Source organism: Rhizobium sp. SRI_017 (assembly GCF_057586295.1).
Genome location: NZ_JBYCZP010000050.1, coordinates 1 through 2,895, shown reverse-complemented (window position 1 = coordinate 2,895; position 2,895 = coordinate 1). Strand labels below are relative to the sequence as shown.

The 2,895-nt window shown below is 59.9% G+C and carries 2 protein-coding genes; one reads left to right on the top strand and one right to left on the bottom strand.

The window, feature by feature from the left end:
* Positions 1-284 precede the first annotated feature (284 nt).
* The gene (locus AC2YI2_RS34850; protein WP_487391096.1) at positions 285-1,400 is read right to left on the bottom strand and encodes an IS110 family RNA-guided transposase; all 1,116 of its coding nucleotides are present in this window, start codon (positions 1,398-1,400) and stop codon (positions 285-287) included.
* A gap of 225 nt (positions 1,401-1,625) precedes the next feature.
* On the opposite strand from AC2YI2_RS34850, the gene AC2YI2_RS34845 reads away from it, so the two are divergent.
* Complete coding sequence (locus tag AC2YI2_RS34845; RefSeq protein ID WP_487391095.1) at positions 1,626-2,648, top strand: IS110 family RNA-guided transposase; 1,023 nt, start codon at positions 1,626-1,628, stop codon at positions 2,646-2,648.
* The last annotated feature ends 247 nt before the right edge of the window (positions 2,649-2,895 follow it).

The window sequence follows — 2,895 nt, the reverse complement described above, 5'->3', positions numbered from 1 at the left end:
CGCTCTGATGTCCGTTGTCAATGCTTTGGGACGCGAGGAACCGACCGTCCAACGAACGGCAGTTCATGATGATGATCGCGTATGGGTGGAGGCGGAACTGAAGGACGTCGGTGATCAAGCTCTGATGCGCGGGTTGGCTACCGCATTCCCGATTGTGCGTCCGGGGCTATTCCGATCTTACTGCGGGCGTCGGTCGAATGCCGGCCACAAAGCGTCTGACGGGTGTTCCCCTGCCGTTGTTCCGCCCCCGCCCATGCGCGAGGTGCAAGTTCGATGCGGCGACCCTATGATCTGATCGCCTGCGCCTCCCTTGCAACGGCCCACATGAAGCCGGTCAGCTCACGGGCAATGGCCGTACAAACCACCGTCGTTCGCTTTCCGCGTCCGGTCAACTTTCGATAACGAGCCGTCAACCGACTCTGAGCCTTCCATGCTATCTCCCGCACCTTCGGCGGCGCTTGCTCCAGACGATACAGCTTCCTCGCGCCGACCTTCGGTGGATGGCGATAAGTCCAGGCGCTCTCGACCAACATGTGCCGAACTCGCCCGTTGCCTGCCTTGGTGATCGAGCCCCGTCTGACTGTCTCGCCCGTTGATCGTTCACCAGGCACCAGGCCGAGATATCCCATCAGTTGGCGGGGGCTTTCAAATCGGCTGACGTCGCCGACCTCTGTGGCGAAGGTGACGGCGACAATCAGATCGACCCCACGCAGGGTCTGCAACGCTCGGACGACCGGCGCGAGAGACCAATTCGGGACGAATTCCTCGATGACCTTCTCCAATCGTTCCACCCGCTCTTTCGAAACGCGCACTGCCTCGACCATCTCCTGCAAGGCGATCTGATGCGCCGGATGATCGAACTGTTGCTCCTGCAACCAGCGCAAATATCGCATCGTCCAGCCCTTCTTGCGTGGATAGATGCGGCTATGCTTGAGCATGAAGGCGCTGATCTGTTGCCGGTGAACCCGCAACGTCTCGACTGCAGAAGCTCGGGCGCGAACGAGGTCTCGCATCGCCTCATGACCCTCGTCGGGAACCCACACCGCTGTGAGCTCGCCGGCCCTCAATAGCCGGGCGAGCGCGAGTGCATCTCGACGGTTGGTCTTGACTCTGTCGCCTGGTTTCCTGGGAATCAAGGAAGGCGCGACGACCACACATTCATGGCCAAGCGATTGGATCAGCCGATGTAGGCCGTATCCGGTCGGACCCGCCTCGTAGCAGAAATGAACGCGATCAAACTTTGCTGCTATCCGCTGGATGATGCGGCGCATGCTGGTATCGGACGAGTCAACCTCACCCCAAAAGCGAACCTCTCCCGCCCGGCCGGATTCAGCGACAGCAATCGCATTCTTTAATTTGGCGACGTCGATTCCAACAAAAGCTTCTCTATAATCTGCCACGGCTCGTCCTCCTGTGATGAGGATCGGCTCGGCCTGTCCGAGCAACCCTCGGAAGACCAGTGTAGGGCGAGCCACCTCAGCCACGAAGACGGACATACATGGTGTAATCGCGGGCACGAGGCCCCTCTGGATCCGATCGTGATCTTGGAAGGTGGCTGCTCCCCGATATGATGAGATACGGGCTCTCGACTGGACGCCGGGCCCAAACATCAATGGAGAACAGCCATGACAGAGTATATCGGTCTCGACGTATCCATGAAAGAGACGGCAATTTCGATCCGTCGCGCGGGTAAGCGGATCTGGCGCGGCAAGTGCGCCTCTGATCCCGCCGCCATAGCCGAACTTATTCGCATGCGAGCGCCAAATGCGGAGCGCGTGGTGTTCGAAACGGGCCCTCTCTCGGTATGGTTCTATCATGCTCTGCGCGCTGAGGGACTGCCTGCCATTTGCGTCGATGCTCGTCACGCCAAAGCGGCGCTCGACATGGCCGCCAACAAAACCGATGCCAATGACGCCGATGGGCTCGCGCATCTGGCGGAGGTCGGTTTCTTCCGTGAAGTCCGAGTAAAGGCCTTCGACAGCATGCTTTCTCGGACATTGGTCGCGGCTCGCACGAAACTCATGCGAACGACACTGGACGTGGCGAACCAGATTCGGGGATTGATGAGAACGTTCGGCCTTATCGTTCCGTGCAGTATGGGTGGCAAGTTTGAGGTGCATGTTCGCTCCCTCATGGCCGACAACCCCGGCCTTTCGAGCATAATCCTGCCCTTACTCGAAGCATGGCGTAACCTGCGCCTCCAGGCGACAAGGTTGGGAAGACAGCTCCTCGCCGAAGCGCGTAGAAGCCAGCAATGTCAGTTGTTGATGTCGATCCCCGGCATTGGAGCGATCACAGCCACCGCCTATATAACCGCCGTCGAGGATCCAGCGAACTTCAAGCGATCGCGCTCGGTGGGCGCCTGGCTGGGGTTGACGACGCGGCGCTATCAGTCCGGCGAGGTAGACTACGATGGCCATATCTCCCGGCGTGGAGACACCCATGTGCGCTCCCTCCTCTATGAAGCCGCGGTCGTGATCCTGACGCGCAGCCGGGCGGACAGCGATTTGCGCCGCTGGGGTATAAAACTACGCGAGAAGATCGGCTTCAAACGTTCCGCTGTCGCTGTCGCCCGCAAACTCGCCGTCATCATGCATGCGATGCTGCGCTCCGGTGAGCTCTTCAACAGGGCGACAGCCGCCACCTAACTTTCCAGCTCTGTAGCGCCCACGGCGTGAAGAGGCGTCCCTGCCGGGACCGAGGCTGGTCCATTCCGTTAAGACCGTTGCACCGCGAGTTTGCTCGGAGCGTGCGCGACATACATTGGAAGGACTGTCCCGCGAAGCACCATAATGCGGCGACCTATGTCGACCGCGTAGACGACCATGCTCCCGGCAAACAACCTCCCGCACCTAAAAGGCGCTTGCAAATCTCGCTATTAGACGACGGTCTTAC